We start from the raw sequence: 24727 nt of genomic DNA on the forward strand, positions 1-24727 counted from the left end.
CGGCGCCCGTCCGGAGTATCATGGTGCGTCGGCGAACGATGACGGGGTACTCGGAAGGGCAGGAGCGATGGTCGGCGATCCCTTGATCGAGCGCGGCGCCAGGATCGGCGAGTACACGATCGACGACCGGCTCGGCGAGGGCGGCTTCGGCGCCGTGTTCCGCGGCCGCGACGGGGCCGGCAACGACGCCGCCATCAAGATCTTCAAGGACGTGAGCGCCCAGAACGCCGGGCAGCTCTTCGCCCAGCAGAACGAGATCGAGGCGCTGCTCCGGCTGCGCCACCCGTCGCTCGTCAAGCTCTCCTCGTACGGCGTCCTCGACGGCGTGGGCCTCTACCTCGCGATGGAGCTCGTGCAGGGCGAGACGCTCGACCGGTACCTCGCACGGATGGGCTCGCTCGACACGATCGAGGCCCTGCGCATCGCGCGCCGCGTGGCCGAGGCGCTCGCGCACTGCCACGCGCTCAACGTGCTCCACCTCGACCTCAAGCCGAGCAACATCGTCCTCACCGATCCGTACGAGCCCCGGCTCAAGATCCTCGATTTCGGCCTGGCGACGCTCACGGTGAGCTTCCAGCCCGAGCACGCCCGCGTCAACGCGGGCACCATCGCCTACCTGGCGCCCGAGTGCCTGAAGCGGGGCGCGATCGGGCGCCCGAGCCCCCGGATGGACCTCTACGCCGTCGGCGTCATGCTCTACGAGCTGCTCGCCGGACGGCTCCCGTTCTCGGACGGCACCGTCAACAGCGTCATCAACCAGAAGGTCTACGGCACGCTCGTGCCGCTCGCCCACGCGGCGCCCGAGACGCCGGCGCCCGTCGTCGCGCTCGTGGAAGAGCTCCTGGAGCGCGACCCGGCGCGGCGCTTCTCGAGCGCGGCCCGGCTCTGCGCGCGGCTCAAGGAGCTCTACTACGTGACGCTGCACGGCACCTCGCCGCCCCCGGCCGGCGCCGGTGCGGAGGGGTCCGAGCGCGACGCCTCCGCGCCGGAGGCCTTCGACGACGCGCACGACGCGCTGTTCGTCGGCCGCGAGCAGGAGCTCGGGCGGCTCACGGAGCTCCTCCAGGGCGCGGTGCGCGGCGAGCCGCGGCCGGCCGTGGTGGTCGGCGACACGGGCGTCGGCAAGAGCCGCCTCGTCGCCGAGCTGCTCCGGAGCGCCGAGCAGACGGGCACGGCGATCGTCGCCTACGGCCGGTGCCGGGAGCTCTCCGGGCTCGTGCCCTACTCCGCCATCCGCGAGGCGCTCACACAGATCGCGCTCTGGCTGGAGCGGCACGGCGACAGCCGGGCGGCGCGCATCCGCCGGCTGGTGAGCCTCGTGATCGCCGACGACGCCGCCCTGCTCCAGGGGCTCGTGCCGGAGCTGACGCGCGCGGTCGGGCTCGCGGACGAGGGCGGCGCCATCGGCCCGGGCGGCACGCGCTGGATCGCCGATCTGCTCCTGCGGCTGCTCGGCGCGATCTCCGAGGAGATCCCGGTCGTCCTCGCGATCGAGGACGTGCACTGGGCGGACGAGGCGACGCAGGAGGTGCTCCTGCGCCTCTCGGATCAGCTCGGCGAGATGCCGGTGCTGCTGCTCGGCACGGCGCGTCCGCCGTTCCCCCGCAGCTCGTCGCTGCCTCCGCCCGGCGCGTCGGTGCCTCCGCCGGGCTCGTCCGCGATGCGCGGCTCGCCGGGCTCGTCGCCGATGACGCCGCGCGCGGCGGGGTGGCTCGCGTGGAAGGACGTCGAGCGCCTCGACCTCGGCCCGCTCCGCCCCGAGGCGAACCGGGCGCTCCTCTCCGCGCTCGGCCGCGGCGCCGGGGACGACCTCGTGCAGGAGCTCGTGCGCCGCGTCCCGCTGCTCGCCGCGGGCAACCCGCTCTTCAACATCCAGGTCGTCCGCAACATGGAGACCGAGGGCTTCCTCCAGCGCGGCCGGAGCGGCGCGCTCGAGCTCTCCCGCGAGGGCGCGCACTACCTCGCGCCCGCCTCGGTCTCGGACGTCCTCTCGCGCAGCATCGAGGCGCTCGCTCCCACGACGGTCCAGGTCCTCGGCGTCGCCGCGCTCATCGGCCGCCAGTTCCTGCGCGACGATCTGGTCGAGCTCGGGCTCTTCGACCCGGCGGAGGTCGACAGCGCCCTGCGCGACGCCGCGGCGCACTACGTCTGCCTCAGCGAGGACGGGGGCCTCACGTCGTTCTCGCACGACGCGGCGCGCGAGCAGCTCGCCGCGCGCGTTCCGCCGGAGGAGCGCCCCGACTACCACCGGCGCATCGCGCGGCGCATCGAGCTGCGCGGCGGCGATCCGGGGACGCTCGCGCACCACGTCGAGCGCGCCGGCGAGCTCGACCGCGCCGCGTCGACGTACCTGCTCGCGGCGGGCGAGGCCGATCGGCTCCAGGATCCGCACGGGGCGATCCGGCGGCTGAAGCAGGCGCTCGCGCTGCTCGAGCGGCTGCCGCTCGACCCGGCGCGGATCGAGCTCAGGGCGCGCTGCGCGCACGAGCTCGCGCGCGTCGCGTGCCTGCTCGGCAGCACGGCGGAGCCGCTCGATCTGCTGCGCCGCGCGCAGGAGGCGCTGCCGGAGACGCCGCTCGTCACGGCGGCGCTCTCCAGCGCGCTGTCGCGCGTGCACTACGTGCGGGGCGAGTTCGCCGACGCGGTGGCGCACAGCCGCAAGGCGCTCGGGGCGATCGGCGCGAGCCCAGAGCTGCGCCCGTACCAGTGCCTGCCGGCGAACATCCTCGGGCGCGCGCTGTGCGCGGCCGGCAAGGTGGGCCCGGCGACCGAGCCGCTCCGCCGCGGCTGCGAGCTCGCGGAGGCGGCGGGCGAGTACGTCGAGCTCTGCCACTCGCGCGGCATCCTCTGCGTCGCGCTGAGCCAGTCGGGCCTGTACGCCGAGGCCGAGCAGAGCGCCGCGGACGCCGCGCGCCTCGCCGAGCGCCTGCGCGACCCGGTGCGGCTGCTCGGCACGTGGTTCTACTACGCGGTGCTCGCGGAGGGCCGGTTCGACTGGGATCTCGGGGTCCGGTCGACCGCGCAGCTGCTCTCGTACGCCGAGGAGCACGGCCTGAGCGGTCTCTACCTCTACATGGGGACGATGTACGCGGGCCGGCACCAGTTCCACATGGGCCAGCTCGGGCGGGCGCGCGTGCTGATCGCGAACGCGTGCAACCTGAGCGGCGTGCTGGGCATCGGGATGGGGCGCGGCTGGGCGGAGGGGTACCTGGGCGACGTGTACTTCGTGCAGGGCCTGCTCCCGGAGGCGCTCGCCGCCTACGAGCGGGCGATCGAGATCGGCTCGGCGGGGACGGGCGACGCCTACGCCGTGAGCCTCGGCCGCGTCGGCCGGATGCACGCGCGGGCGCTGCTCGCCAACGACGAGAGCGGCGCCGGTGAGGCCGGCGAGCTCGCCGCGTACGGCCGGGAGACGCTCGATCTCATCCGCGCGTCGGGCAACCGGACGATGCTTGTGACGGCGCTCGAGCGCTACGCCGAGGCGCTCGACGCGCTGGGCGACGAGCGGGCGGCGCGCGGCGTCCGCGCCGAGCGCGCGGCGCTCGTCGAGGAGCTCGGCCTGACGGATCCGACGTTCTGGCCGCGCGTCCCGGCCGAGGCGGCGTTCCAGGGCCCCCCGCGGGTCTACTGGGCCGAGCTGCCGCGCGAGCTCCGGACGGCGAGCCCGAGCAGCGTCGGCACGACGCAGGTCGTGTGCGCGACGGTGGCGGAGCTCGCGGCGGCGGCGACGATCGCGGTCCCGGAGGAGGAGCTCGGCGGGCCGACGATCGTGGCGATCCCGCGCCTCCGCCACGTGACGCTGCTGGAGACGCTGGCCTCGGTGGAGGGCTTCGTCCCGCGCTTCGACGGGCCGGAGGCCCCGCCGGTCGCCAAGTGACGTTGGAGTACGGCGGCGCCACGGGGGCGCCAGGGGGCGCCGCGCGAGCGGGGACACCACGAGCAGGGGTCGATGATCGTCTCAGCCGCAGGGGGTGAGCGTGACGCGGGCGAGGTCGGCGCCGCGGTGGTGCCGGCCGGTCCGGTCGAGGTCGTCCGCACGGCGTGCGCCCACGCCTGGGCGATGCTGTTCCTCGTCGTGTTGCTCCCGATCGGCCTGCTCTGTTTCCCCTTCGATCCCCGGCAGCGGATGCACGACCGCCTCTCGGTCGTCTGGGCGCGCGGGGCGCTCTGGCTCGTCGGGGTGCGCGTCGAGGCCGAGGGCGTCCAGCACGCGCGGCCGGGCGAGCGGTACGTGATCGCGGCGAACCACCAGAGCACGCTCGACATCCTCGCGTTGCTCGTGGTGCTGCAGGGGCGCACGCCGCTCCGGTTCCTGGCGAAGCGCGCGCTGTTCCACGTGCCCGTGCTCGGCTGGGGCATGCGCCTCTACGGCCACACGCCGGTCGACCGGCGGCGCGCCCGCGGCGCCGTGGCGGATCTCGGCGAGGCGCAGCGAAACTTGATGCAGCGGTGGTCGACGGTGTTCTTCCCCGAGGGGACGCGGAGCGCGACGGGCCGGCTCCTGCCCTTCCGGCTGGGCGCGTTCCGGACGGCTTCGGCCGCGGGCGCGCGCGTCCTGCCGGTGACCGTCGACGGCGCGGGCGCGCTCCAGCCGAAGGGGCGTTATGCCGCCGCGCCGGGCGTCGTGCGTGTGGTTGTGCACCCGCCGCTCGACCCGCCGGGCCGTTCGCTCGAGGAGCTCCGCGCGACGATGGAGGCGTGCAGGGCCGCCGTGGCTTCGGCGCTTCCGGAGGCGCTCCGGGAGGGGGGCGCGTCGGGGAGCGGGTGAGCCACCGGGGAAGCAAGGGCCTTTCATCGACGTCTCAGACCCGAGATCACGCGAAGGAATCTACTTGCTCGAAATGGACGGATACAACTCGCCATATGTGAGCAAAAACAGTGGAGTTCCCCTGGAGGAGGAATTGCCACCTAGCGGAATCCAAATCAGCCCAACCGATGCATACCGCGCGAGCACGAGCTCGAGTCCGGCGAGCAACTGCAGCTTCTGAGGCGCGGTAGTAGTCGTCGTATTGCCATCCGCATCCGTCGTCGACTGCAATTTCGGAACAAGGTTTGGCCCCGCCGCAACGACGGCCCTGAGCCCGATAACGTCCTGATCATTATAGTCGCTAGCTATGCGCCACGCCCCGCCGGCCGCAAGACCGGGGACGATGAAGGAACGATTGTCCGACTCAGACATTTCCCAGGCGGTAAAGACCTTGCCGGTAGCCTGCCAAGCCCATCGACTCTTGACAGGCTTAAAGTGATACACGGGAACAACCTGATCATCGAGCTCCACTTTTGGACCTGAAACCGGCGCCGAGACGGCAGGATCCGCTCCAGCTGCCGGAGCCTTCTGCGATACACCATAGATGATCCAAATATTATACTCCTGCCCGTGCACAAACTTGTCCGCACGAAACCATTCTTGCGACTGAAATTGACGAGACGCAACGCCTGCGTTACCGAGCGGATACTCGAACAAATAGTCGGTCGGCGACACGCTGCCCTTCTTTATAATCACCACCTTCTTCGGCGTCGCGACGACATCGTCAACCTCCGCAGACCTGGACCATCTCAAATCCAACGCGCACGCAGCAGCGTCCTTGAGCGTAGTCAGCTGCATCTGATTTCGCGGATCCTTTCCCGGCAAACCCTGCCCCCCGCAGTACAAGGTTGCAACGGAGCCCGTATCCAACATCTGCCGCAGGTCTTTAGCAGCCATTACAGTAACTTGCGGCGCTGACGCTCGAGCATTGGATACAGTGAGGATGCACGCAATGGCCAGCGATAGGAATAACTGCTTGTTCATGATGCTCCGTTCTCAAAAAGTGAACCGTCGTGGGAGCAGCTCGCGTGCCAGGCGCGCGAACGGCCTGGGCGCGGGCGGCGCCGGCGGCGTCCTGCGGCGCGAGCGCGGCGGCGGGGCCCTCGCGGCGCCCTAAGGTGTCCACGCGAGTGGACACGTGATCCAATGCAGTGGACCGCCGCGGCGCTGCGATCGCTCGGGAACGCGTCGGGCCGAGCCGCGACGGAGAGGCGTGGCCGGTCCACGGGGGACACCACGGCTGCTCCGGCGTCCGTGCGCGGCTGGCACTCGGCTTGCGAGAGCGTTGACGCGTCGATGCGTCGATGCGTCGATGCGTCAACGCGCCAACGGCCGCGAGCGAGCGCCGGAGGACGATATCGCGTGAAGCAGGAAGATTGCATGCAGCCCACGCCGTGCGAGGCACGGGGGCCGCCGCGGGGGAGCCGATGGTGCGGGCCTCGCACGATGAACAGCGGCTTCCCCGCCGCGGGGGCACGCCGTCGTCCAGCGGCTTCGACGCGGGGCACGCCCGAGGGGGCCGTTGCGGCCATCGCCCTCGGTTCCCCTCCCACGGCAGGGCTTCCCAGGGGCGTCGCTCGTCCGGTAGATTACCGGAATGGTACATCAGGGCTCCGGTCCACCACCCGCTGGTTCCGAGCCAGCGGATGCGGAGCGCGTGCGACGCGAACGGGACCTGTACCGGAAGCTCGTTGAGCTCGGCGGGAACAACGAGATCGAGCCCTTCCTCGAAGAGGCGCTCGCGCTGGTCGTGGACATCGCGGGCGCTCGACGCGGCTACCTCGAGATCCGGGACGACGGCGCCGGTGCCGGCAAGACGCCGTTCTGGATCGCCCGCGGCTGCACAGACGAGGACATCGCCGGCGTGCGCGCGCAGCTCTCGCACGGCGTGATGGCCCAGGCCGTCGCCTCAGGGAAGACGATCGTGACGAGCTCGGCGCTCAATGACCCCAGGTTTCGCGATCGGGGCAGCGTGCGCGCGCACCGGATCGAGGCGGTGCTCTGCGCGCCGATCGGCGCCGATCCGCCGATCGGCGTCCTCTACCTGCAGGATCGCGTGCAGCCCGGCCCCTTTCGCGACGAGGACCGGACGCATGTCGAGCTCCTGGCGCGCCACGTCGCCACGCTCGCCGATCGCTTGCTCCTGCGGCGGCGAAGCACCGAGTCGGCGAACCCCACATTGCCATTTCGACAGAAGCTGCGCGCGGACGGCCTCCGTGGCAGGAGCCCCGCGCTCGCGCGGCTCTTCCAGCAGCTCGTCCTCGTCGCGCCGCTCGACGTCAGCGTCCTCTTGCTGGGCCCCACGGGGAGCGGCAAGACCGCCGTCGCGCGCGTCCTTCACGGCAACAGCCCTCGGGCGGGCAAGCCCTTCGTCGAGATCAACTGCGGCGCGCTCCCCGGGAACCTCATCGAGAGCGAGCTGTTCGGCGCCCTGCCGGGCGCGCACTCGACGGCGAGCCGCAGAGTCCCGGGCAAGGTCGACGCAGCGGAGGGAGGGACGCTGTTCCTCGACGAGGTCGCGGAGCTGAGCTTGACGGCCCAGGCCGCGCTCCTCCAGCTGCTCCAGTCGAAAGAGTATTTTCCGCTCGGGGGGTCCAAGCCGGTGACCGCCGACGTGCGCATCGTGGCCGCGACGAACACCGACCTGCGCGCCGCCGTGGGGAAGAAGGCCTTTCGAGAGGACCTGTTCTATCGGCTCCAGGTGCTCCCGGTCCGGGTGCCTTCCCTCGCCGAGCGCCGCGAGGATCTGCCGGAGCTGGCGGCCCACTTCTGCGAGCAGGCCGTGCGCACCCACAACCTCCCCGCGATCGAGCTCTCGATCGGCGCGCTGCGGGCCATCGAGAACGCCGAGTGGCTCGGCAACGTCCGCGAGCTGGCCCACGCCGTGGAGGCCGCCGTCATCCGGGCTGCGGCGGACGGCGTCCTCCGCGTCGAGCAACGGCATCTCTTCCCCGAGCCCGAGCCGGACCGCGGCGACGCTGGCGAGCCCCTGGGCGGAGACTGGCCTGCTGTACAGCAGACCCTCCAGGCAGCCACGCGGGCGTTCCAGGCGCGCTTCGTCCGCCGTGTGCTCGACGAGGTGGGCTGGAACGCCTCGGACGCGGCGGCGCGGCTCGATATCGCGCGGTCGCACGTCTACAACCTGATCCGAGGGCTCGGGCTGGAGCGTCCGAAAGGTGTGTAGCTCGGTCGACCTGCGGGCTCCGAGATCCACGCCCAAGGCAGCGCCTGGCCCGGTCCAGGACATCGGCGAGGTGTACCTGGAGGAGCACAGGGAGCTCGTCCTGGAGGAGATCCGCCGTATCGTCCGCGAGGGCTCGCCGGGCGACGATCGCGCGTACCGGCTGATGCTCGACTACCCGCTGCGCCGCGCGAAGGGGCTCCGTCCGGCCCTCTGCATCGCTGTCTGCCGCGCGCTCGGCGGGGAGCTCGAGGAGGTCCTCCCGTCCGCCGCGGTGGTCGAGATGTACCACAACGCCTTTCTCATCCATGACGACATCGAGGATGGCTCGCTGACCCGGAGGGGCGGGCCCGCGCTCCACCGGACCCACGGGATCCCCGCGGCGGTCAACTGCGGAGACGGCCTCCTCGCGCTCACGCTCGGCCCCTTGCTGGGGAACACGGACCGGCTAGGCCTCGGCCGGGCCCTTCGCATCCTCGACATCTACGCTCGCGCCGTGCTCGAGTCGTTCGAGGGGCAGGCGCAGGAGCTCTCGTGGATCGACGAGGGGACGTGGCAGCTCACCGACGCAGACTACGAGTCGATGGTGCGGCGAAAGACGTGCAGCTACAGCTTCGTCGCGCCGGGCCTCGTGGGGGCCGCGGTGGCCAGGGCGGAGCCCAGCGTGGAGGCGCTCCTCGCGTCGTTCCTGGAGAGCCTCGGCCTCGCCTTCCAGATCCAGGACGACGTCCTCAATCTCGAGGAGGGGCGCGCCGACTACGGCAAGGAGCTCGCCGGAGATCTCTGGGAGGGAAAGCGCACGCTCATGTTGCTCCACGCGCTCCGCTCGGCTCCGGAGGCCGACCGCGAAGAGGCCCTCCGGATCCTCCGCAAACCACGCCCGGCCGCTGGCTCCTCCGACGTCGGGCTCGCCGATCTGTTGAGAGAGATGGTGGACGAGCGTGTCATCGACGAGGCCGCTCGTGCGGCGATGCTCGGGTATCTCGAGCGCCGAGCCGCGCCGTCGAGCGAGAAGACCGAGGCCGACGTCCTGTTCCTGCGGCGGTTGATCGACGGTCACGGAGGCATCGAGCGCGCCCGCGAGGTGGCGCGGCGCCACGCGGCGTCGGCCGAGGTGGGCTGGCAGCGGCTCGCGGAGGTGCTCGCGGACTCCGTTCACACGAGGTTCATTGCCTGGCTCAAGGATTATGTCGTCCAGCGAACGTGGTGAATCGGTGTCTCTCCGAGACGACGGCCTGGCCGAGACCCAGCTCGTCGACATCAAGGCGATGTTCGATGCGCTCTGCCGCGTTCAGAGCGAGGCCAGCGCGAACGACGGCCCCGAGGCGCGGCTCGCCAGGTTCGCGCGCGAGGCCGGCGGGCCCCCCGGCGATGAGGACGAGTTCCCGGACTTCTCGGCCGACCCGCCCGTGGCCGAGCCCCTGGAGGTGCCCGCGGCGCCGTCGCTCGGCCGCGAGCCCGCACCTCGCGAGCCGCGCCTCGGGGCCGAGCCCGGCGCCGACACCCCGCCTGGCGGCGAGCGGGACGCGATCGTGGCTGCGCTCCTGCGCGTGCTCGGCGAGTACCAGCGCCTCCTGATCCGGTACAGCCGGGAGTTCGACGAGGCGCTCGGGCGCCGGGCCAGCGGCGAGGCCGAGCCCGGCGACGCCGTGCTGGAGCGCTTGCGCGCCGCCCAGGCGCTCCTCGTCAAGTACCCCATTGCAGGGCAGGCTGCCTTCAATGCGCTCGTCCGGGAGGGCCGGCGGTTCTCGGAGACCGACGAGGGCCGCACCTGGAAGCGGCGCCTCGCGGGATCTCCGCTGCTCGCCCGGGCGCGCACCCTCTTCGAGGGGCTGGCCGGAGGCATCGTGAGCGAGGAGGGCGGCGCGGTGCCGTCGGCTTATGTGGACGCCTTCCTGCGCGCCCTCGACCGCGATCTCGAGGGCGTGCTGGCGGACCTGGGCGGCGCAAGGGACCGGCCGTGAGCGTCACCGCGCCCGAGCTCGATTTCGACACACACGATGGATTCCTGCACGCCGTGCTCGGGCTGCTCGGCGCGAGGCGGGAAATCGAGTCTCTCGCGGGCGCGGCGGCGGCCGATCCACCTGCCTGTGCGATCGGCGGAGGCCCCCTCCCCGAGGACGGCGGGGCCGAGGACGCGGCGCTGCTCGCGCTGCTGGGGCTCCTGTCGCTGACCGGGCGCGCGCAGCGGATCGCGGAGGCGTGGGCCGAGAGGGCGCCGTCCCCGGAAGGGCCGCTCCCGGCGAGGGTGCCTGTCCGGCCGCTGGAAGATCTCCTCCGGTGAGCCTCTCCGCCGCGCGACTCAGCGCCCTCGCGGCCGACGCCGACCCGTGGCGCGGTCTGCCGTTCGAGATCGAGGCGAGGCAGGGCTACAAGGAGTGGCAGCACTTCGTCGTCTTCGGCGAGGGCTGGACATTGCTCTTCAACCTCAGCCTGGAAGGCGGCGGCGCGGGAAAGGCGACGACGATCGTGTGCCAGGGCGAGTGGCAGGGCCACGTGGCGCAATGTCCGAGGCCCGATGTGCGCCCAGGCCGCCTGGACGCGACGTTCGATCGGGCGGCGATGCGGTGGCGCGGCGGCCGGTACGAGATCCGAAACCAGGGAGACGGCCCGCGGATGGAGGTTGTCCTGGCGCCCGCGTCGGTGCCCTCGCTCAGCCACGACATCCGTGTCGGGTCCGGGTCTCACCTGAGCTGGTGTCTCGTGCCGCGGCTGCTGGCCTCGGGCTGGGTGGAGATCGGGGGACGGCGCGTCTCCTTCGAGGACAGGTTCGCGTACCACGACCACAACTGGGGTCGCTTCCGCTGGGGAGGCGATTTCTCCTGGGAATGGGGCTGCGCTGTGCCGCGCGACGCCGCCGTCCCGTGGATGGTGGTCTTCTCGAGGATGAACGATCGCGCCCGCACCCGCACCACGGCGACGAGCGTGTTCCTCCTCCGGGGCGGCGACATCGTGCGGTATTTCCGGAACGCCGAGACGCGCTTCACGACCGAGGGCATCGTCGAGGCGCGGCCCTCGGGGCGCGTGCCCGCGGCGGCGGCGCTGCTGCTGCCGGACCAGGACCGGGACGTGCCCCGGTGGACGCGGTTCGATGCCTGTCGTGGCGGAGAGTCCCTGTCGGGGGAGGTCGAGGCGCTCGTGCGCGGCCAGATCCTGGTGCCCTCCGAGACCGACGTCCGCGGCGTGGTGCGGCTCAACGAGGTCGACGCGCGCGCCCGGATCCGCGGGATCTGCGCGGGAGAGGCGTTCGAGTTCGAGGGCCCTTGCCTCCTGGAGGTGGTCCGTGGCTGAGCCGGTGACAGGCACGCTGCGGCGGGCGCTCCGCCTGATCGCGGAGGGGCAGCCGGAGGCGAGCGCCGCGATGGCGAGCTGGCTCCAGGGGCTCACCGTGTCGGTGGACGTCGCGTCCGAGCCGGCGGTGGTGATCGGCGGCGTCGGGCGAGAGGTCGTCGAGGTGCCGTCGCCGGGGCGGGCGGCGATCCGGATCGCGACGGATCGGGCCAGCATCCGGGCTCTTCTGTCGGGGGGCCGGACGCTGAGCCAGTCGCTGCGGAGCGGGGCGGTCGGCCTCGCCGGAAAGACGGAGGATCTCTCGCGGGGCCTCCGTGCATTCGAGTATTTCGTGGGAGCGCTGTTGCGGATCGACGAGGCGGAGGAGCTCCGCCTGGAGCTGGAGAGCGGGGAATGAACGGTAAGGAACAGCAGGGCGGGAACGAGGAAGAAAAAAACCCGGTGCGCGACGCCCTGCTCGCAGGGCTTCACAAACGGACCGGGTTCCTCGAGTTCTGCTTGCGAACTGAGATGCTCCCAACGCCGGACCGACAACCAGGGGCGAAACTGGCTGATGTTCTCAGGAGCGACCAATGGCGAACACCCATCCTGGAGGCGCTCAACGGGTTCAACCCTGAAGGTAAGCCCTCCGACTGGGTGTTCGACGACGACAGACAGTTGAAGTTGCCCACTCACCTACCTGAGGGTTTCGACTTCGGCGTCGGCGCGCAGGCGGGCGACCCCGCGCGGATTGCCAACCGTGCGGAGAACCTCGTGAAGCGCTTCGTACGACAGCAGATCATGTATCGGCTGCTCAATCGGTGCGAGGCCGTGAGCAAGAAGGGAGCCTATCGCACACAGCTCGTGCTATCGCCGGACGCCCAAAAGGAGATCAGCGACTGGCACGCTGACATTCCCAAGGACCTCCTCGCGTTCTACGACGCCGCGCTGCTCGAACTGTTGGCGAATCGGCGAATCGCGGGGGATATGGGGGTGCTCATGTACGAAGCGAGCCTCAACGTGGCGCGAGCGCACCCCAAGCCTGTCCCGAGTGACATCCCCAAGGAATGGAAGGTGCCAGCCCGCCGCGAGATCGAACAGCTGCTGAACTCCGCCTTCTACTCGTCGGCAGATCGGCCGAACCCGTACTGGCACCTCCTTCAGAAGCCGAGATCCATCCTCGACGCCATGGACGAGCTCTTCAAGGAAGACGGCAAGATGAAGCTGCCGACGGAGACGGATCTGGTGGGCTGGTGCGTCACGTTGTTCGCTGCTGCCGGTGCCGGAAGCCGCAGAGTTCCCGACATCGATCCTACGGGACAGATGCCCTGGTTCTACGAACCGGACCGTGTCCGCAACTTCCTCAAAGCGGCCCGTTACGCGCTGGAAGCACCTCGCCCCCCCCGCACCGATAAGCAGCATAACAAGAAGGGCACGAGGTCGGCGGAGCTGGACGCCTGGTCGGCGGACGTCCTCGAACAGGAGCTGAGGCTTTTCATCGAAGCTTACGTGGAAACACTCAAAAACGTCGGCAAACGAACAGGTCGTCCAGACAGGCCGAGCCCAAAGCCGAGGACGCTGAACATAGGGCAACACGTCAACAATCGCTCAGAGGCAGAGCGCGTGTGGTGGGAATCGTTTTCGTTCCTCGACAAGGAGACCCCCGAGAACAACGACGCACCGACGCGCCTCGCACGATGGTGCAACCGGAATCTACGTAACGACTGGAAGATCTCCGCAATCGAGGCGAGGACCGACCGAAGCGAGCCCACGGTTTTCGTGTACGGCGCCGGGATCGCGGGGCTCACGGCAGCCCACGAGCTCGCAGAGCGCAATTTCAAGGTCCACGTCATCGAGTCCGCGCCGCCCGATCCGAGGATGGCGATCCCGTGGAAACTTGAGAAGAAGGGCCGCCGCCCCTCGATCGTCGAGATCGATCTTCAGGTAGGCGGCGTGGCCCGAACGCAATGGGAAGCTCCGCACGAGTGCAACGCGAAAGGAGATCCCACCTCCAAGGCGATACACGATCGCAGCAACCTGGTTCCGGGGGAGCACGGGTATCGCCTCTTCCCCAGCTTCTACCGGCACCTCTTCGACACGATGAAGCGCACGCCCGTCGCCGAGCCAGGCCCGGGACACCGTCCCACGGCCTTCGATCAGCTGGAGCCCACCTTCCGCCAGGTGTTCGCGGTGCGCAAGGGCTTCGTCCCGCTCAGCCGCGAGCGCCCGCGCAGCCTGGAGGCATTCCGGACGGAGTACATGCGCCTCACGCAGGGCCTCGGCTTCAGCCGCCGCGATCTCGCGAGGTTCTTCTTCAAGCTCGTCCGCTACATGATGACGTGCAGTTCGAGGAGAGAGAAAGAGTACGGGGGGATGTCGCTGTTCACGTTCTTCGGCGCGGATCAGAGAGGCTTCTACTCCGAGCCGTTCGTCCAGGCGATCCGGGCCGCGCCGCAGGCGCTGGTCGCGATGGACGCGGAGCGCTGCGACGCGCGCACCCAGGGCAACGTGTACTTGCAGCTCCTCCTCGATCAGGTGCTCGGCGGACAGTACACGGACAGCATTCTCTCGGGCCCGACGAGCCACGCCTGGCTCGTCCCATGGCGCAAGCACCTCAAGGAGAATCTCGGCGTCCAGTTCCATCCGGGTGAGCTCGTGAGCATCGCGCCAAAGGATGACAAGCTGGAGGTGCTGGTCCGGACTCCGGAAAAGGAGCTCCCGAGCGCCAACTACCACGTCGTCGCGCTCGACGCCGTCGCGGCCGAGTGGGTGACTCGATGGTGGGACTCCAGCGAGTCCAGCGGCGTCCCGCACCACGGCGCGCCCCGGGAGCTCCGAGGGTTCACCAGCTACATCACGACCGAGCTGCCCGCTGGGCTGGAACGCTACGAGATCGCGGTTACCTACAAGGATCCGCAGCGGTCGCAGGATGCCGACGACAAGCTGCGGAGCCTCCTCCTGCGCATCGAGCTCGCCGAGGACGACGCCTCGCTGGAGCAACGGGAACGATCCGCGTTCCGCTCGGTGGCGTATTCGACCGGCCACATGGTGGAAGAGCCGGAGGGCGTACCGGAGCTGCGGATCCATTTCTGGTTCGATCGCAAGGTCGGTCCGCACGAGGTGCAGATCCTCGAGCGCGTCCTCCGCCGCTGGGCGCACCCTGCGGAGGACGTGCGGCTCACCAGCGAGCGCGCGCAGCCGTTCCCGCAGGCGGAGTGTGTGAGAACGCCGCGCCTGCCCGAGAGGCGGTATGGCGACTCTCCCGACGATCGGCTCCAAACGTTCACAGGGATCCAGTACTATTTCGACCAGGACTTCAAGCTCGTTCGCGGCCACGTCTATTTCCCGGACACCGAGTGGGGCCTCTCTGCCGTGTCCCAGTCGCAGTTCTGGGTAGAAAAGCACTTTGAAAGCTTCACGCCGAAAATCCGTGGTGTCCTGTCGGTGGACATCGGGAACTGCCACCGGCGCTCCTCCTTCACGGGAAAGAGCCTCATGGAGTCCTCCCCCGTCGAGATCGAGGAAGAGGTCTGGCGCCAGATCAAAGACAGCCTGCGAACGACCCGCGGCCTGGTCGCGCCGGTGACGAACCTCCCCCTCCCCGAGCCACGATATTGCCACCTGGACTCGAACCTCGTCTTTGCAGGCGGCGCGCTGCGCGCCAACCGCACCCCGTTCCTGATCAACAACGTCGGAGACTGGGAGAACCGGCCACGTTGCACGCCCTGGGTGCCCGGCAGGAGCAAGCTCGGCGACGGCGCGCGGACGGACGGCACCGGGCTCTGGCAGGCTCCCCACGGCGGCTACCGCGTCCACGAGGATAGCGTCGTGTTCTGCGGTTCGTACATGCGCACGTTCACCCGGATGAACACGATGGAAGCCGCGAACGAGTCGGCGCGCCATGCCGTGAACGCCATCCTCGATCACATGGCCTCCACGCACAGATCGGACGATCTCGCGAAGGCCGGGATCACCGGAGACTACTGCGACATCTGGGACATTGAGGAGCACGAGCTCGAGGACCTCGCGTTCTTCAAGCGCGTCGACGAGATGCTCTTCCAGGCCGGAAAACCGCACATCGCCGACATCCTCCAGTTCGACAAGCTCGCCGACGTCGCGCACCCCGATCCCAGCCCCGGCCAGTCGCTCCTCGCCGCGCTCGGGGCCACCCTTCAGAAGGACTGGGGCGCCGACGCCAACGACCTCGCCGGGAGCTTCAACGGGCTCATGGAGATCGTCCGCGCCGGCAAGGACCTCGCCGGCTCGCTCAGCGGCACCCAGCCGAACCTCGAGAAGCTCCTCTCCTCGCTGGGAGTCGGCAAGATCGGCTTCGGGAAGCAGGGGCCGTGAGCTCCGCGCGCCCCGCCGTGCCCGTCGGCGGACCGTTCGACGCCGCGGGACGGTACATCGTCCGGGAAATCCTTGGCTCCGGGGCCTTCGGGATCGTCTACCGCGTGCTCGACAGGCGGTGGGACCAGGAGGTCGCCCTCAAGACCCTCCTCGACACAACGCCCGAAGGCCGCCAGTGGCTCAAGGCGGAATACAGGGCCCTGCGCGACATCGTCCACCCCAACCTGGTCCGGCTGCACGAGCTCCACGTGGAGGGCGAACAGTGCTTCTTCACGATGGAAGTGATCCCGGGCGGGCTCCCGTTCACCGACCGGCTCGGCCTCGACCCGAAGGCGCCGGAGGAGCAGCAGACCGCCGCGATCCGCAGGATCTGTCAGGCAGGGCTCCAGCTCGCGGAAGCGCTCACGACGGTCCATGCCTTCGGGAAATCACACCGCGACGTCAAGCCCACCAACGTCCTCGTCACCGAGGAGGGACACCTGACCCTCCTCGACTTCGGAATGGCGACCCCCGTGTCACGCGCGAGGCTGCTCGACACGGCCCGCGGCGTCGTGCTCGGGACTCTGCCCTACCTCGCCCCCGAGCAGTACTGGGACCCGAAGCCCCTCCCCGCCTCGGATTGGTACAGCGTGGGCCTGGTCCTCTACGAGGCCCTCGTCGGCCGGCTCCCGTTCGGAGACGACCCCTCCGACGAGGTCCTCGCCAAGCAGCGCTTGCCCCCTCCGCCGTCGCGCCTCGCGCCCTCGATCCCTCCGGCGGTCGATCGGCTCGTGCTCGGCCTTCTGGAGCCGGACCCGGGCCGGCGCATGCCCGTCGCGGAGGTGCTCGGCGCGCTGCACGAGCACGCCGAGGCGCCGCGCGCGCGCGCCCGCGGGCTCTCGCTCGCGGCAGAGGCCGAGCTCGACTTCGTGGCGCGCGAGGCGGAGCTCGCCGCCCTGCGCGACGCGTTCGCCGCCGCGCAGGAAGGGCAGCTCGTCACCGTGGACGTCGTGGGCCCCTCGGGGATGGGCAAGACCATGCTCGTCCGGCGGTTCCTTCGGGACGTCCAGGGCGCCGACTCCACCCCGCCGCTCGTGCTGGAAGCGCGGTGCCACCCGTACGAGTCGATCCCGTACAAGGCGTTCGACGCGGCGATCGACGATCTGGCCCGGTACTGGATCGGCCTCGACGAGGCCGCGGCGGCGGCGCTCTGTCCTGCCGAGGGCGCCGAGGCGCTGGCGCTGCTCTTCCCCGAGCTGCGGAGGGTGCCCGTCGTCGACGCGAGGGCGCGCTCCGGCGAGGTCCGCGGCGACCCGCGCGCGCTGCGCCAGTCCGGGTTCGCCGCGCTCCGGGTCGTGCTCGCGCACGCGGCGGCGCGGCAGCCCGTGCTCCTCTGGGTCGACGACGCGCAGTGGGCGGACGCCGACAGCATCGCGCTCGTGGAGAGCGTCTTCGGCGGCGAGGCCCCGCCCCCCGTCGCCCTCGTCCTGTCGCGCCGCCCGGCGAGCGAGGCGCCTCACCCCGCGCTGCTGGCGGCCCTCTCCACCGCCCGATCCAGGGGGAAATCGTTCGAGATCGAGCTCGCGCCCCTCGGCGCAGGCTCCGCCGTCGCCCTCGCGCGCGCGATCACCGGCCGCGCGGGCGCGGGCGCCGAGGCCGTCCTCGCGATCGTGGAGGAAGCGGGCGGCGTGCCGTACCTCGTGGCCGAGCTGGCGCACTTCGCTGCGGCAGAGCGGACCGGCGACGGCCCCCGGGGGCTCACGACGACGGCGACATCGCTCCTGCAGGAGCGCATCCAGGCGCTCTCGGACGAGGACCGCACGCTCGTCGAGGTCGCCGCGCTCTCCGGGGCCGCCCAGAGCGCCGGCGTGCTGCTCGAAGCGGCGGGGAGCCGGGACCGGCGGCGGCTCCGGGACCTGTGCCTGCTGCGCCTCCTCCGGTGGGCGGACGCAGGCGAGGAGGAGACGCTCCAGATCTACCACGATCGCCTGCGGGAGTTCGTCGCGGGCGCGCTGCCCAGGGAGGTCAGCGTCCGGCACCACGCGGCGCTCGTGTCCGCGATGGAGGCCGCGGGCTCCGACGACGCGGAGCGGCTCATGGCGCACGCGCTGGCCGCCGGCGACAGGCCCCGGACGCGCCGCCATGCGATGACCGCGGCGCGGCGCGCGGAGGCGGCGCTCGCCTTCGAACAGGCGGCGCGCCTCTACCGGATCGCGCTGGAGCACGCCGCCGGAGACGCTCCCCGCGCGGACCTCCACGCCCTGCTCGCGGAGGCGCTGGCCAACGCCGGACGGAGCACGGACGCGGCGCCGGAGTTCGAGCGCGCCGCCCGGGCCCTCGCGCAGGAGTCTCCGCGAGCGATCGAGCAGCGAGGGCTCTTCCGGCGGAGGGCGGGCGAGCAGTACCTCAAGGCGGGGCGCTTCGAAGAGGGCCTCCGGCTCATGGAGGCGTTCCTCGGAGAATCGCGGGTCCGGCTGCCGAAGTCCGGGAAGGGCGCGCTCATGGTGTCGGCCGGGCACCGGCTGCGCCTGTACCTGCGGGGCTTCGACTTCGAGGCTCGGCCGCCCGCGGAGATCCCTCCCGGCGCCCGGCGGCGGCTCGACGACCTGTGGGCCGCCACGACGGCCCTGTCGATGATGGACCCGGTCCGCGCGGACGGGGTCGGCCTCCTGCACTTCCTCGAGGCCCTGCGCGAAGGGGAGTCTGCCCACGTCGCGCGCTCGCTGGGGTACGAGGCGGCGTTCGCGGCGCTCATCGGGGGCGACTTCCTGCGGGCGAAGTCGCGGGACCTCGTGCGCCGGAACGAGCGCGTCCTCGGCGGCGGAGGCGACCCCTACGAGCGGGCGTTCTACCTGCTCGGCGCCGGCTCATCGGCCTTCTTCCACGGCGACTGGGATCGGGCGGCGAGGCTGTGCGACGCCGCAGCGGCCCAGTTTCGCGCGGAGTGCCGGGGGGCGGAGTACGAGGCGGCGGTGGCGATCGTGTTCAGCCTGCAGGCGCTCGGACAGGCGGGCCGGGTCGGCGAGCTTGTCGCGCGGATCCCCGCGGCGATCCGCGAGGCCGAGGCGCGCGGCGACCTGTTCGCGGCCAACAACTACCGGGGCGGGTTCCACGGCGTCGGGCGGCTCGCGGCCGGAAGGGTGGACGACGTAGCGACCGATCTGCGCAAGGTGGTGGAGACCTGGAGATCGGGTTTCTATCAGATGCACGCGTATCACCGGGTCTTCTCCGGCGTGGCGCTCGACCTGTACGTGGGCAATCCGAGCTCGGCTGTCGCGCGGATCGAGGGGGACTGGCCTGAGCTTCGAGACGGCTTGTTCCTTCGCATGGAGCTCCCCGCGATGGAGCTGCGGTGGACCCGGGCGCGGGCGGCGCTCGCGCTCGCCGGACAGACGGGCGGGCGCGAGCGGAGGGCGCTCCTTCGCAAGGTGGATGAGCTCACGCGGGCCGTCGGCCGGGCCACCGTGCCCGCGTCGCGCCCGCACGCATCGTTGCTCCGCGCGGGCCTCGCCGGGGCCGCAGGCCAGGGAGGGCAGGCGCAGGCTCACCTGCGCTCGGCGCTCTATGGGTACACGGCGGCGAAGATGGCCATTCACCGGGAGGTGGCCCGCTGGGCGCTCGGCAGGGTGGCCGGCGGCCGGGAGGGGGCCCGCCTGATCGAGGAGGCGGGCACGTGGATGTCTGCAGAGGGCGTCCCCGACATGGCGCCTCTGGCGAGGGCGATCGCCCCCGGGGTCGAGCAGGCGTTCCGCGGCCCGGGTGTCGCGTGACGGTCTATGACGTGGTCATCGCCGGCGCCGGGCCGGCGGGGAGCGCGCTCGCGGTCGAGCTGGCCTCGGAGGGGTACTCGGTGCTGCTCTGCGACGCCGCCCGCTTCCCCCGGGACAAGGTGTGTGGAGATTACGTCAGCCCGAGGGGCCTAGCGCGCCTCGCGGCGCTCGGCTGCAGCGAGGCGATCGGACGACTCGAGTGTACGCCCATCCGGAAGTCGCGGCTCTACCTGAACCGGGATCACCTCGTCTCCGGGGTGTTGCCGCGCGTCGCCGGCCTGCCGGCGCACGGGCACGCCATCCCGCGAAAGGAGCTGGACGACATCCTGTTCCGGCGAGCGATCCGCGCGGGTGCGGTGGTCCGGGAGTCGTGCCGGGTCACGGGGTTCGAGGCGACGGCGCGTGGGGTCCACGTCAGCGCGACCCACGAGGGCAAGGCGTGCCGCATCGAGGGGAGGCTCGTCGTCGGGGCGGACGGGGCGACGAGCGCCGTCGCGAACGCGGCGGGCCTGCGGATGAACGATCCCCGCTACACCCTCGCTTCCATCCGCGCGTACGCGCACGGGCTCACGCTCGATCACACGCTGATGTACTTCGACGAGAAGTATTTCCCCGGGTATGGGTGGGTGTTCCCGGTGCGCCCGGGGCTCTGCAACATCGGCGTCGGGATGGTGAGCGAGCCGCTCGTCAGGAGCGGCCTGAAGCTGGGTGACTTCTACGCGAAGCTCACGAGGCTGGTCCACCACCTGGCGGGCGCGAAGGGCGCCCGCGTCGAGATCGGACCCCAGCGCGGGTGGCCGATCCGGAGCTACGGCGGCGCGACGGAGAACCACTTCGAGCGCGGGTTGCTCATCGGGGAGGCGGGCTGCTTCGTGGACCCCATCAACGGAGAGGGGATCCCGCTCGCGCTCTCGAGCGCGCACGTGGCGGCGCGCACGGTCCGGGCGGCGTTCCAGGAAGGGCGCTTCGGAAAGGGCTTCCTCGCGCGCTACGAGGCCGACTTCCGTGCGCGCTTCGACCCGGATCTCGGGATCAGCGATCTCGCGGTCACCATGATCCGCAACAGGCACCTGCTCCCGGTGTGGCTCGCCATCTTCCGGACGATGAGCCTCGCCGCCCAGAAGGACGCGCGCTACGCGGAGGTGACGGGCGGCATCCTCGGCGGCGTGATCCCGGCGCGGGAGGCGATCACCCCCGAGATGTTCGTGCGCGCGCTGGTTCACGGGCCAGGCTTCTGGCGCGAGGCGCTCGGCGCCGGCGCGCCCGGCGGCCTCTCGGGCTGGTTCGCCGGCGGCGCCGCCCTGCTCGGATTCCAGTCTTCGCTCGCCCGTGCGATCAAGGATGACGGAGCGTGGTGGTACGGGTGGGTGAAAGAGGTCCAGGCGAAGCAGAACAAGCTCGGGCTCGCGGTGCTCCGAGGGCTCTCGTTCGGGGGCCCCTGACCGCGATCGAGCGGGCACGAACTTAAGGGCGCGCCTGAAGAGAGGTCGCGGCGGGGACGCGCGCGGCGGCGCGGGCGGCCGCCCGCTCCTCGCCGCGACGGATCCTATCCCGAGGCGAAAAAGCGTCCCTCCGTTCTGAGTCAGTCGATCATCCGGAACACGTACCGGACATCAAACACATTACGGCCATCGCCGTCCTGCGTGCGAACGATGAACTCCTGCTTGCCCTGTCCCGTGATCCATGCGGGTGTCGCGCCCGAGGGCGGGACCACGCGCCACTTCGCCGCGTTCGCCGCGCCTTCGCCGTTCAGCTGGACGACGAAGCGGTGCATATCGATGTAGTCGTCGCTGTTGTGCTTCGCGACGTCGAGGAGGAGGTCGACGACGGGCAGGATGCTCGTCCCCACGGCCACCCACGGAGACGAGACCGCGCCAGAGACTTCGATCGCCGCCTGAAGCACCCGCTGCCAGTTGTCCTTGAACCAGCCCTCGAGCTTGGCTCGCGCCGCGGCCTGGTCGCGATTCGACTCTTTCCACACCTTCAGCAGAAACTCCAGCGTGCCGTTCGAGAAGGCAGCCCTGACCTTCGAGGTCGAGCTGTCCGACTCCCAGTGGTGGTAATCGAGGACGAAGCTGGTCTTTTTGTCCCTCGCGAAGACCGCGTCGGGGAGGCCGAAGATGATCTGCGGATCGACGACGATCCTCGCGTCTCCCGACCTGAAAGACACGCCGTCATCCGGTCCGCCGCGCGTGCTGAAGCCGAGCCGCGTGAAGCTCCCGACGGGTTTGTCGGCGAGCGGGACGAGCGGCTCGATCTCCGACAGGTGCCACGTCTGGTAGAGCTCAGCCGCCTGATTGAACGGATCGAAGATCTGATCAGAGACTCGATGGGCCTTGATCTCATGAATCGTAAAATGCATGAACATGGCTTCTTCCTCCCTAGCGTGACGGTGCACTGCTGGTGTCGCTCCGGCCGCGCTGACCGTTCGACGACGCCTTCGGCGGTTGCCGAGCGAGCCTTCGCCGGTCGGGCAGCCCGCAGATGGGAGAGGCGACCGCTCACCTCTCCATCGGCGGGCTCAGCAGCCGGCGTGCCAAGCGTGCGAGCGGGCTCCGCGCCGTCGGCGCAGGTCGTAGCGTCCTGGAATGGGCTCAGAAAAGGGGTGCGTCGATCCGCGGCTGGGCGCTCGCAGCGCCATGACGTGTCCACACGAGTGGACACCCCGTCCACCGCGGAGGACCGCAACGGGCAGCCGCACGTGTCGCCGCTCTCGATCCTCTCGCCGGTGGAGCTAGCCGTTCCCGGGCAGCTTGCCGAACCGCTGCTCGTACTCCGCCAGCCGCGCTGCGAGGAGCGTCGCCTCGTCCTGCGCCGCGCGCGCCCGCTCGTCGGCAGCGCGCGCCTGCTCTTCCGCGGCCCGCGCCTGCTCCTCGCCCGTGGGCACCAGGTGCCCCTCGGGGTCGAGCCAGCGCAGCCAATCGGCCTCGAGGCCGTGGTACCTGCCGCGACGGACGCCGAGCCGGAGCTGCAACCGCGGACTCACCACGTCGCCACCGGCGCCGGGCGCGACGGATGTGTATGTCATCGTGGTGATATCGAGCGCATAGGCCTCGAGGACGCCCGTGAACGGATCGAACAGATAGTACTCCGGCACGCGCAGGAGCTTCGCGTAGATCCGCATCTTGTCGGCGCGATCGACCTTCTCGGTGCTCTCGGAGAGCAGCTCGATCACCATGTCGGGCGTCCTTCCGTCCTCCTGCCAGACGACCCACGACTTGCGCTCGCGCCTCACCGTGTCGAGGACCACGAAGACGTCCGGCCCGCGAAAGTCGTTCTTCTTTGCCTGGAGCTCGCTGAAGTAGACGGCCATGTTGCCGCCGACGTACACGTCGTCGCGCTCCTTCCACAGCAGATCCAGCGCCTCGATGAGGAGGTCCATCTGCTTGCGATGCCGCTCGGACTGACTCGCGCCGTCGTCGTGCAGCAGCTCGTCCTCGCCCGGCGGTGGGATCGGGATGAGCGAGGAGTCGCTCTGAAAGGCCATGCGTCGCTCCTCCAGGGAGAGTACCGCTCGTCGCCCTCGCGGTCGAACGCGTCGGGAGGGCCCCGTAGCACGGCACCCCATCGGCCGCGACAGCGCTCCGTGGCGAGGCCAGCGGCCACCGACGGCCCGCCGCTCCCGGCGCGGTCGTGCCTAGCCGCCAGGCAGCTCGGCGAGCCGCTGCTCGCGCTCGGCCCTAGGTGCTGCGAGGAGCGGCGAGCGCGCCATGGCGAATGGCGCACGATGGACGGAAGGGCTAGGTGTGGCCCATGGACTTCACCGAGGTGATGCGCGAGCTGGAGCGGCTCGGCACCGAGCAGAATCGCAAGGTGTACCGGCGCCACGGGATGACCGATCCGCTCTTCGGCGTGAGCTTCGCCCACATGAACGCGCTGGAGAAGCGGATCAAGCGCGACCACGAGCTCGCCGAGGCGCTCTGGGCGACGGGCAACGGCGACGCGAGGACGCTGGCGGTGGCGATCGCCGATCCGGGGCGCTTCACCTGGGACAAGCTCGAGGCGTGGCTCGGCGGCCTGCGCTCGCCGCTCCTCATCGACCTGCTCATGAAGCGCGTCGCGCTGCAGACGCCGTTCGCCCGGGACGCGATGGCGCGCTGGACCGCGTCGGACGACGAGTGGATCGGCCGCGCGGGCTGGACGCTCCTTGGCCTGCTCGCGACAGAGGACCCGTCGCTGCCCGACAGCCTGTTCGAGGAGCGGCTCTCGGTAATCGAGGCGTCGATCCACCGGGCCAGGAACCGCGTCCGCGAGGGGATGAACAACGCGCTCATCAGCATCGGCTCCCGGAACGAGCCGCTGCGCGGCCAGGCGCTCTCGGCGGCGCGGCGCATCGGCAAGGTCGACGTCGACCATGGCGAGACGAGCTGCAAGACGCCCGACGCTATGGCCTACATCGCGAAGATCTGGGCCAGGAAGCCGGCCGCCGCGCCTGCCGCGAAGCCGGCCAGGGCCGCCGCCAGGAAGCCAGCCACAGCGGAGCCCGCCAAGGCCGCCAGGAGCACCAAGGCCGCCAAGCCCGCCGCCCCGAAGCGAGCCTAGAGCACCGATCAATCCCACTAGCGACTCGGGGAAATCAACAGACGAGAAGAAACCGCAAGGGCGCGAGGGGCGCAAGGGGAAGACAGGAAACTATCTCCTCTCCTCTTGCGTCCCTTGCGTCCTTGCGGTTTTTCTCTCTCCTTCATTCCCTTGCCCTCGGAGCTTGCCTCCCGGCGGGCGATGGGTTTCGCAATTCGTTGAACTTAGACGACTTTCCCGTAAGGGTGCGCGCCGTCCGGCGCCGGATCACGCCGGGTGCGCCATCTTGAACAGCTCGCCCGTCGACCCGAGCAGCTCCTTGCGCGTGAGCCGCTCGACGACCCTGCGCGTGAAGATCAGGTGGTCTTCCTCCTCGTGCAGGCGGCGCCGGAACGCCTGCCTCGCCTCGATGTCGTCCGCCTCGTCGGCGAGCTCGAGAAGCAGCTGCCAGCCGGCGTTGTCGACGAGCTCCGCGGTGAGCAGGGCGTGGAAGAGGTGGGTCGGGTTCATGTCCCCGTCGAGCACGATCTGCTCGATGCCCCGCGACTCGACCGTGACCAGCCGCGACATGTCCGTCTCGGCGTGCGCGTCCCCGCCCAGCGCGCGGATCTGCGCCTCGAGCCACTCCTCGTGCTCCTTCTCCTGGTCCCGGTGCTCCTTGAGCTCGCCGAGCCGGGTCATCAGGAGGGGATCGGTCGTGCTGCCGATCTTCTCCACGATGGAATCGTACAGTTTGACGCCGGCACGCTCGAAGGTCAGCCGCTCGCTGAGCAGGTCGATGGCCTTGTCCCTGTTCGTCTGTGCAAGCTTCTTCATGGATCCCTCCGACCGGGGCCCATGCGATTCGCA

16 protein-coding genes are annotated in these 24727 nt (G+C 70.6%); 12 read left to right on the forward strand and 4 right to left on the reverse strand.

Going from position 1 to position 24727, the window contains the following annotated elements:
• Positions 1 to 67 precede the first annotated feature (67 nt).
• Positions 68 to 3877: a serine/threonine-protein kinase gene (locus tag WME90_RS22450; RefSeq protein ID WP_437283220.1), complete on the forward strand. Its 3810-nt coding sequence runs from the start codon at positions 68 to 70 to the stop codon at positions 3875 to 3877.
• 72 nt (positions 3878 to 3949) lie between these two features.
• Complete coding sequence (locus WME90_RS22455) at positions 3950 to 4768, forward strand: lysophospholipid acyltransferase family protein (RefSeq protein ID WP_437283221.1); 819 nt, start codon at positions 3950 to 3952, stop codon at positions 4766 to 4768.
• Between the two features lie 60 nt (positions 4769 to 4828).
• On the opposite strand, the gene WME90_RS22460 is transcribed toward WME90_RS22455, so the two are convergent.
• On the reverse strand, positions 4829 to 5791 hold the full coding sequence (locus WME90_RS22460; protein ID WP_437283222.1) for a hypothetical protein: 963 nt from the start codon (positions 5789 to 5791) through the stop codon (positions 4829 to 4831).
• A gap of 673 nt (positions 5792 to 6464) precedes the next feature.
• Between WME90_RS22460 and WME90_RS22465 the strand changes: the two genes are divergently transcribed.
• The 9 genes from WME90_RS22465 (at position 6465) to WME90_RS22505 (ending at position 20799) form a co-directional block, all read left to right on the forward strand.
• Entirely contained in the window at positions 6465 to 7991 is a 1527-nt protein-coding gene (locus WME90_RS22465; RefSeq protein WP_437283223.1) for a sigma 54-interacting transcriptional regulator, read from the forward strand.
• A complete protein-coding gene (locus WME90_RS22470) occupies positions 7984 to 9198 on the forward strand; it encodes a polyprenyl synthetase family protein (protein ID WP_437283224.1) in 1215 nt (404 codons plus the stop codon). Before WME90_RS22465 ends, WME90_RS22470 begins: the two co-directional genes overlap by 8 nt.
• Positions 9199 to 9202: 4 nt before the next feature.
• Complete coding sequence (locus tag WME90_RS22475; protein ID WP_437283225.1) at positions 9203 to 9952, forward strand: hypothetical protein; 750 nt, start codon at positions 9203 to 9205, stop codon at positions 9950 to 9952.
• Positions 9949 to 10272 carry a hypothetical protein gene (locus tag WME90_RS22480; protein ID WP_437283226.1) on the forward strand — a complete coding sequence of 108 codons (324 nt, stop codon included), beginning with the start codon at positions 9949 to 9951 and terminating at the stop codon, positions 10270 to 10272. The genes WME90_RS22475 and WME90_RS22480 overlap by 4 nt, the downstream gene beginning before the upstream one ends.
• Complete coding sequence (locus tag WME90_RS22485) at positions 10269 to 11279, forward strand: hypothetical protein (RefSeq protein WP_437283227.1); 1011 nt, start codon at positions 10269 to 10271, stop codon at positions 11277 to 11279. Before WME90_RS22480 ends, WME90_RS22485 begins: the two co-directional genes overlap by 4 nt.
• Positions 11272 to 11676, forward strand: a complete 405-nt coding sequence (locus WME90_RS22490) for a hypothetical protein (RefSeq protein ID WP_437283228.1) — start codon at positions 11272 to 11274, stop codon at positions 11674 to 11676. Before WME90_RS22485 ends, WME90_RS22490 begins: the two co-directional genes overlap by 8 nt.
• 260 nt (positions 11677 to 11936) lie before the next feature.
• Entirely contained in the window at positions 11937 to 15608 is a 3672-nt protein-coding gene (locus WME90_RS22495) for an NAD(P)-binding protein (protein ID WP_437283229.1), read from the forward strand.
• A complete protein-coding gene (locus tag WME90_RS22500) occupies positions 15605 to 19357 on the forward strand; it encodes a protein kinase domain-containing protein (protein ID WP_437283230.1) in 3753 nt (1250 codons plus the stop codon). The genes WME90_RS22495 and WME90_RS22500 overlap by 4 nt, the downstream gene beginning before the upstream one ends.
• Complete coding sequence (locus tag WME90_RS22505; protein ID WP_437283231.1) at positions 19354 to 20799, forward strand: NAD(P)/FAD-dependent oxidoreductase; 1446 nt, start codon at positions 19354 to 19356, stop codon at positions 20797 to 20799. Before WME90_RS22500 ends, WME90_RS22505 begins: the two co-directional genes overlap by 4 nt.
• Before the next feature lie 140 nt (positions 20800 to 20939).
• On the opposite strand, the gene WME90_RS22510 is transcribed toward WME90_RS22505, so the two are convergent.
• Positions 20940 to 21725: a hypothetical protein gene (locus tag WME90_RS22510; protein ID WP_437283232.1), complete on the reverse strand. Its 786-nt coding sequence runs from the start codon at positions 21723 to 21725 to the stop codon at positions 20940 to 20942.
• Between the two features lie 366 nt (positions 21726 to 22091).
• Positions 22092 to 22844 (reverse strand): Uma2 family endonuclease, encoded by a 753-nt coding sequence (locus WME90_RS22515; protein ID WP_437283233.1) that lies wholly within the window; start codon positions 22842 to 22844, stop codon positions 22092 to 22094.
• A 266-nt stretch (positions 22845 to 23110) separates the two neighbouring features.
• On the opposite strand from WME90_RS22515, the gene WME90_RS22520 reads away from it, so the two are divergent.
• Positions 23111 to 23899 carry a DNA alkylation repair protein gene (locus WME90_RS22520; RefSeq protein ID WP_437283234.1) on the forward strand — a complete coding sequence of 263 codons (789 nt, stop codon included), beginning with the start codon at positions 23111 to 23113 and terminating at the stop codon, positions 23897 to 23899.
• 246 nt (positions 23900 to 24145) lie between these two features.
• On the opposite strand, the gene WME90_RS22525 is transcribed toward WME90_RS22520, so the two are convergent.
• Positions 24146 to 24694 carry a DUF892 family protein gene (locus WME90_RS22525; protein WP_437283235.1) on the reverse strand — a complete coding sequence of 183 codons (549 nt, stop codon included), beginning with the start codon at positions 24692 to 24694 and terminating at the stop codon, positions 24146 to 24148.
• Positions 24695 to 24727: the final 33 nt, after the last annotated feature.

The organism is Sorangium sp. So ce375, from assembly GCF_051473855.1.
Taxonomy (GTDB): Bacteria; Myxococcota_A; Polyangia; order Polyangiales; family Polyangiaceae; genus Sorangium.